The organism is Microcoleus sp. Pol7_A1, assembly GCF_036701085.1.
GTDB lineage: Bacteria > Cyanobacteriota > Cyanobacteriia > Cyanobacteriales > Microcoleaceae > Microcoleus > Microcoleus asticus.
On the sequence record NZ_JAUBQD010000122.1, the window covers coordinates 1 to 7148 of the forward strand.

General features: G+C 43.3%; 8 protein-coding genes. 1 reads left to right on the plus strand and 7 read right to left on the minus strand.

What is annotated here, in order from left to right:
* Window positions 1-467: 467 nt before the first annotated feature.
* From QUA20_RS31125 to QUA20_RS31135, 3 genes are all read right to left on the minus strand, one after another.
* Window positions 468-752, minus strand: a complete 285-nt coding sequence (locus QUA20_RS31125) for a hypothetical protein (protein WP_333194173.1) — start codon at window positions 750-752, stop codon at window positions 468-470.
* A 221-nt stretch (window positions 753-973) separates the two neighbouring features.
* Window positions 974-1684 (minus strand): transposase, encoded by a 711-nt coding sequence (locus QUA20_RS31130; protein WP_333194175.1) that lies wholly within the window; start codon window positions 1682-1684, stop codon window positions 974-976.
* Window positions 1685-1765: 81 nt separating this feature from the next.
* Window positions 1766-2254, minus strand: a complete 489-nt coding sequence (locus tag QUA20_RS31135; RefSeq protein WP_333194176.1) for a hypothetical protein — start codon at window positions 2252-2254, stop codon at window positions 1766-1768.
* Between the two features lie 179 nt (window positions 2255-2433).
* Here QUA20_RS31135 and QUA20_RS31140 point away from each other — a divergent pair, with 179 nt between their 5' ends.
* The gene (locus tag QUA20_RS31140) at window positions 2434-3495 is read left to right on the plus strand and encodes an IS630 family transposase (protein WP_333194178.1); all 1062 of its coding nucleotides are present in this window, start codon (window positions 2434-2436) and stop codon (window positions 3493-3495) included.
* A gap of 202 nt (window positions 3496-3697) precedes the next feature.
* Here the strand turns inward: QUA20_RS31140 and QUA20_RS31145 are convergent, their stop codons facing one another.
* The 4 genes from QUA20_RS31145 to QUA20_RS31160 all read right to left on the minus strand — a co-directional run bounded on the left by QUA20_RS31145 (window position 3698) and on the right by QUA20_RS31160 (window position 6723).
* Window positions 3698-3877: a hypothetical protein gene (locus QUA20_RS31145; protein WP_333194179.1), complete on the minus strand. Its 180-nt coding sequence runs from the start codon at window positions 3875-3877 to the stop codon at window positions 3698-3700.
* Window positions 3878-3922: 45 nt separating this feature from the next.
* Window positions 3923-4303, minus strand: coding sequence for a hypothetical protein (locus tag QUA20_RS31150; protein WP_333194183.1), 381 nt, complete (start codon window positions 4301-4303; stop codon window positions 3923-3925).
* Window positions 4204-4482: a ParA family protein gene (locus tag QUA20_RS31155; RefSeq protein ID WP_333194180.1), complete on the minus strand. Its 279-nt coding sequence runs from the start codon at window positions 4480-4482 to the stop codon at window positions 4204-4206. Before QUA20_RS31155 ends, QUA20_RS31150 begins: the two co-directional genes overlap by 100 nt.
* A gap of 330 nt (window positions 4483-4812) precedes the next feature.
* Window positions 4813-6723, minus strand: coding sequence for an ABC transporter ATP-binding protein (locus tag QUA20_RS31160; RefSeq protein ID WP_333194181.1), 1911 nt, complete (start codon window positions 6721-6723; stop codon window positions 4813-4815).
* Window positions 6724-7148: the final 425 nt, after the last annotated feature.

The following is a 7148-nucleotide window of genomic DNA, read 5'->3' on the forward strand; positions in this document are numbered from 1 at the left end:
GGCTCATGTTTTTGGGGATAAAATTCCATTATAATTTAAGAGCGCTCTATCAACCATTTCTTTTTGGGAGATGTCTACTCTTACTTTGTCTAAAACCATATTCAATCCCAGTCCTATTTCCATATAAATTCCCAACTTCTTTAGCTAAGGCTCCCGGAAGCAAGTGTCATCACATACCAGGTTTAATTTTCGGAAAATGTCTCTATATCTGTTGTGATTTCCCAGTAACGCAACGCTCTCTTTTTTCCCTAAATAATTTCTTTAATATAGCGGACTTCTAAGAAGCTCCCATCGGAAAATATCCGCTCTTTCTTTACGCCATTTATTAGCTCTAACCCTTTGCTCGGCGGGCAAACGCACACTGTGTTCACTCCGAATTGCTACAGCAAATTGAAGATTTAATCCTTGTAAACAGCGAATTAATGTACTCGTACTTTCTCGATATAAGCTATCAGCTAGAACACAGTTTATTTCAAACCCATTGCTTTAATTTCTCTAATCATCTGGCTGGCTAGCAGGGGTTTACGTAGGTAACTATACTTTAGTTTAAGTCGTTTTTTAGGTTGATAAATTTCAAACATTAATGGGAAAGTTAACCCATCTACTAGACCATAGCTCACCACAGCCACTATGCCATTGTCAATTTTTCCAAGTCGCCATAAATATTGTCTAGCTACATAATCTGTGGCTTTTCCCTTCTTCGGATCTCCTGTGCAAGTCAATGATGATAAGGATTTTTCGATATTGAACAAATTTTAAAATTAATTCTAGCCTTTGCCTTCTCAAGGCTGGAGCCTCGTAGGGTAATTGGGTAAGAAAGCGATGCAACCCTTGAGCATTTTTTAGCCCCATTATCTCTGCAATGGCTGGTAGCGTCTTACGTTTAATATCATAGATTATATAGCAATCCTAAATGATTCACAAAATTTTATAAATTATAATGGTTCTGGAGTATCAATACTTCGGACAGTTTTTAAGCAGCGAGAGTACCATAGGATAAGACTGATGGAAGGTTAGGGTGATTTAAAATTAAATTCTGGTCTAAATCTAACTTATCAATAAAGGTGTAAAGTATATGCCTGTTGAATTCACGGCGTTTATAAGAGGTCATGGAAAACACGAATGGCTCGGGAGATGAATGACGATTATAAGCTTCATATTTGGCTAAATTTAAAGCAATTAGACTGGCATTAAAATGAAAATCAAGGCGTTGACCACTGCGAGATTGACAATCGGATAAACCCGTAAATTGTTTGGCATCACGAAAAATAAACTCAATCTGAAAACGAGCCCGATAATACTCAAGTATTTGCTCACTTGTCAGCTCGATATCAGTGCTGAATAATAAAATATTTTTGATTTTACCATTGGGTTGAACTTCACAAAGGCAAGCTAAACGTATTTTACATTTTAAACAAACACTCCATACTACTAATGAATAAAGCTTAACTCCCGGCTGAATTTCTTTGATATAAGTTAAATTGTTTAACTTATTACAGTCTACTTTTCCATCATATTTACGAGGAGCGCCTATTTTATTTCTTTCACCTGTATAGAGGTAATTCAAGTTGGCATCATACCGTAATTTACTAATCAAATTTAAATCTGAGTCCCGTACAGCATCCCAGAACTTAGCGCGGCAATAATAACCGTCAGCTACCAAGTAACGTACAGATTTTGGCAATAAAAAACGGGTTTTTTTTAAATGTTGGGCATAGTCGTCAACTCTTGTTATCTCAGGCGTTGAGCTTTGAGACGCTTTTTTTTAAGTCGGTTTTTTTGACGTTTTTTTAGCTTGAGCAGTGAGGGGATTTTTCGGTAGTTCTGTGGGAGAACGCCAGGGCGTTTGTTGTACACTTACACTATAAGACAAATGAGTTTCAACTTCGACCAAAGAAATTACAGAAATTTCTAATCCCTCTTCTGGTTTGCCAGCTACACCATTATAAAAGCTAGCTTTTCCTTCTGTTTTTTTGCCACTTTTTTTAATAAATGAACAATCGATTACAGCAATAATGGTTCGCTCAGCATTCAAGGCTTTCTTGATAAAGTATTGATAAAATTCTGCAAAATCAAAATTTTTCAAAAAATGACGACGATAAGTTTTTTCACTCAATGAACTGTAACGGCTCAGATTGGTAAAGTTCACCTTGCCATAAACAAGCAATATGGTGGAAAACAAAATCACCATAAACTTTTTTTGGGATTGACTAATCCCTGACATTTGTTGTAAGATAGATTCTAGAATATTCATCAGGCATTTTTTTAAGTTCGTGTGTTTTTTGAGCTTAACGTAAAAAGTGCCTTTTTTTTTGATTTTCGGTTAAAATCTCAGGGACTTTTTGGCTCGGCTCGGGGAGCGTCCATGTTCCAAAACTGTCCGAAGTATTGGAGTATAATACTTGCAGACTGAATATTAGTAAAAAAAACAATATGTGTGAGCAACAACATTTAAAAGAGTTAAGTGATTTTATCGAGAGCAACCCCGACCCGAGAGAACTGAAGCGAGCAATGTCCGTAATGATGTGGATTGAGGGGATGCCTTGTTCTAAAATTCAAAAAATATTAAATGTATCAGCAACATTTATCAGTCAATGCAAAATGAAATTCATCAAAAATGGAGTGGAAGAATTAAAACTGAAGTATCAAGGGTCAAAAGCATATCTAAGTCAAGCGCAACGCCGGGAGATTGTTAATTACTTAGATACTCAAGTGTATTTAAGCCTACAGGAGTTCCGGGAATATATAGAAGACAAGTATGATATTCGCTTCAAATCAAATCAAAGTTATTATACATTACTTGATGAAGCAAAGATTAGCTGGAAGAAAACTCAAAAAAAGAACCCCAAAAAAAACCCTGAAGTGGTAAAAACAAAGAAGATAGAAATCGAGAGAATTTTGGCAGAAAACAGAGAAGAAATAGAAGCGGGAAAACTTGTGGTGTATATGATTGATGAATGTCATCTACTGTGGGGAGATGTCTGTGGATATGTTTGGGGAAAGACTAAGATAAGAATAGAAGTACCCATGACAAATCAGAGAGAAAGGCAAACATATTTTGGGCCCCTCAACTATCAAACAAAAGAATTTTTTGTTCAAGAATATGAAGCCGGAAACTCAAAAAATACAGTTTCGTTTGTAAAACACCTCCAAAATCTAAATAAAGGAGCTAAAATTTTGATATTTTGGGATGGCGCCAGTTATCATAAATACGGAGAAATGCGAGATTATCTTAGCCTGGTTAATCAAGATTTAAAAAAATCTGAATGGTTGATAATATGTGAATTGTTTGCGCCTAACGCACCTGAGCAAAACCCTGTAGAAGATATTTGGCTTCAAGGCAAAAGATTTCTGAGAGAACATTGGTATCTCTGTAAATCTTTTCCACTTATAAAAAAACTCTTTATGCTGGTAACTAATTGTCAAACCTTTGATTTTCCTAAGTTATATATGTATGACTTTTTTGCTAAAAAGCCTGAATTAATACCAAGTTAATCACGATTAGTGACGCCCGATTTATTTGCAACTGATTTAGGATTGCTATACCAGCATGAAGGTGTGTAAAAGCTTCAAAGCTTCTGACTTCTGAAAACAGATTTCTGTAATAGCGACAATACTCATCAATCAATTTCAAGGTTTAATCAGCTTGGCGAGGCTTAACCATAGACGCAGCTAGGGTTTGAGAGATTTTGTTCTGTTATACTCGGACGCTTTGTGACAGAAGAGGGGTAAGTTGGCGGTGCAGAAGTTTTGGCAGGTAAACCCTAGTGCGAACAAAGTTGGGGTCTTTGCTTTTGGATAGCGCCACACTGGGAGAGAGGTCAGGTTCACCGGGTTTGAGTTTCTTGACCTTCAGTAAATCATCAAAGCGACTCACGGCAGTATCTCCTTTCCAACAGCGGCGTAGCACCCCCAAGCAGCTTTAGCCATAAGGGTCTTTGATAGCGTTTACAGGAACTCCGGCGAGGGCAGCGTTGTGAAATACCGCCAGCCTCCTTATATCAGACTTGAAAATAGGCAATCTCACTTTTTTGATGGTTGTCCTAGATTGGGCCCCGACTTTACTCGGAGCGGGCGGGATGACCGTAAGCAAAATGCGGTAATTGGATTGCAGAGAATAGAGAGCCTCCACCATTTGCAACATAGCGCTCAAGGCCATAGCATCGGGAGAGCTGGGCAATATCAGCAAATCGCACCCTTGGGCTAAAGTTTTGAGGTCTTCTGGGGTTGGTCGCGCCGGCGTGTGGATGACGATGTGCTCGTAATCCCTGGCATATCGCACGCCTTGCTTTTCATCGACCACTTTGAACGGCAGGGAACCGCGGCCGAATCTAACGCACTGGGGTTGAGGTCGCCATTTACCAACAAAGCCGGTGTTTTGGTTTGCAAGTAAGCCGCTAAGTGCAGCGCTGTGGTTGTCTTCCCGACTCCGCCCTTGAATGAGGCGACTGTCACAATCATAGGTAAGCGTGTTAAGTTCATCAACTAGGTCTTACAACCCAAAGATCTGAATGTCTAGATCTTTGAATGTTTAGATGATTGAAGTAGAGAAAAAGCCATCTATATTCTCTACGCCTAGGAGGTTTGCCAGAGCCATTGTAGCCAGGGAGATTGCATCGTTTTCCTAAATCTTCGGTACGTTTGCACTTTTTTAGAGGTAGCCCGCCCTACGACTATTTGCCCTGCTGCCCCTTGGTATTTGTTTCGCTCGCAGCGTTCACTACCTCTGGGTCAGTTAATGCGCGCCTATTTCTAGCCAGACAGCAACTGATTGGAGCAAAAGGATAAGAATAAGTTCTTTATGTCGTACTCCTACTCTATGGAGGGTTTATCAGTAAGCCCTATTGACCTTACTGGCTTGTAGCCCAACATTCGGTAATATAACCCTTGCTGGGTAAGGAGTTCGGTGTGAGTGCCAGATTCGACAATCTCGCCCTCCTGCATCACAAAAATCAGATCGCAGTCTACGGCAGTTTCGAGTCGGTGCGTGACCAAGATGATGGTTCTCTTGCGCCGCAGACGTTGCAGAGTCTCTAGGACCCACTGCTCGTGCTTCAAGTCCAGCGCATTCGTGGGTTCGTCGAGGATGAGTATGGGAGCCTTAGTGACGAGCGCTCGCGCAATAGCTAAGCGCTGTCGCTGTCCGCCCGAGAGGTTTTGACCGCCCTCAGCGATTAAAGTATCGTACTGCTCCGGCAAGGTTTCGATGAACTCGGCTGCCCCGGATTCGACCGCCGCCTCCCGAATATCGAGGAGCAGAGCATCCGGGCGACCGTAAGCAATATTTTCTGCGATCGTTCCGGGGAAGAGTGGGCTGCCTTGCGAGACGATCGCCATGTGTTTGCGGACATCGGCAATCTTAAGCGTGCGGAGGTCGAAGCCGTCGAGGAGGACGCTGCCCGATGTCGGGTCGTAGAAGCGAGGCAAGAGATTGAGCAGCGTGCTCTTTCCCGTTCCGCTAGGCCCCAAAAACGCCACCATCTGACCCGGCTCGATACTAGCATTAATATTCCGCAAGACGGGTTGCCCAGAGTTGTACTCGAAGCTTACATCGGAAAGTGCTAGTGTGCGGGGATAGACGGGAAGCGATCGCGCATCAGGCTCATCTTTTATGGCGGGCGGCTCGTCAATAACAGTAAAGACGCGATCGCATGAAGCTACAAACGTTTGGATCTTAGTAGTGAACCCCAACACCCAACCTATCGGGTCCCAGAACTGCCCCAGGTAGGCCATGAATACGAGCAGATCGCCGATGCTCACGCCGTTCGGCACCGGACGCAAGAACTGGTCGCGATAAACTAGGTATCCGCCGTAGCCTAAGATTACCCCGCTTCCCAGGGCGAAGACTACCTGAACCGCTAGCGGATAGAGGTTCTCTTGCCAGTTGAGCCGCATGGAGGCCTTGACGCTGCGTTCGACCATCTGCCCGAAGCGCCGCGACTCCGTTGCTTCTCGACCGAAGGACTGGATTAGCCCGATCAACTCTATACCTTGCTGCATGGTTGAGGTCATCACCGCATCGGTCTGCTTCGACTCCAACGCTCGACTCCTAATTCTTCCCTCGAAGTACCAATTCGCCAGTATTAGAAGCGGAGTGAACGCAAGTGCAAACACGGTGAGAAGGACGTGGCGCGACAGCATGATCCAGATCATCGCCGTCAGCGTCACCGATGCGGCGGTGGAGCCGATGAGCGTATCGATCACCCCCCAAGGACCGAGGCTGTCGTAGCTCAACCGATAGATTGCGTCACCCTGCGATCGGGAGCCGTGCCAGCCGAGGCTAAGCGCCTGCATTTTGTCGTAGAGTTCGGTGCGAACCCGCAAGGTTCCGTTGTACTGGATGCGGTAGTTCAACATCCTACGGAGCATGAAAACGGTATCGCTCAGGATTCTGATAATCATCGCGACGAACGCCATTCCGAAAATTCGGTTCAGCGTGCCTTCACCGAACGGGGCAAGAAACAGCGTATGAATCCAGTTGGATTTCGGAGTTGGTGACAAAACCGTATCGACTAGAATAGCCACCGGCCACGCGTTGAGAAGGTTGAAAAGCACCGATGCCCCGATCAAAAGCAAGAGCGTGACGATCAGCCATAAGTCTTTGCGGAAGTAGGAAATAGAGCGCAGGACGATCCGCACCAACCAATGTTGGTGAATTAACGGCATCACCATTTTTGGTGAATTCTTCTGGCTCTTCAAACGTGCTTTGAATGGAAAATTCATGGATGTGCTGGATGCCTCTAAGTAAGACAATGCACCAATTAGGAAGTTTCACCCCAGTCAGAGAAGCCAGAAATTAACTTTGGGTTTTAACCCCTGTTGTCAAGCAGGGCAGACGGAATGTGAGATTATTCGACTGGTGCAAGATTTAAGTATAGTTTCGTTGTTTAAGGGTAGCTAAATAGAAAGCGATCTCGCTTTGCTTCCTGGTGTCATGCGTAAGCGTTGCTTTCCCGAAAACTGTCGCAAAGTTGAGACTATCTCAACTTTTCTAGCGGAACTTCCCCCAAGTGGTCGATCGCATCCAAGCAAAAACCCCATCAGTCTGTCAATAGGGCATTAGCCCTCGCCTAATATAGCAATCCTAAATGATTTATGAGATAATAGCCAAAATCACTACATAATTTATCTATGTTAGAAGAATTAAC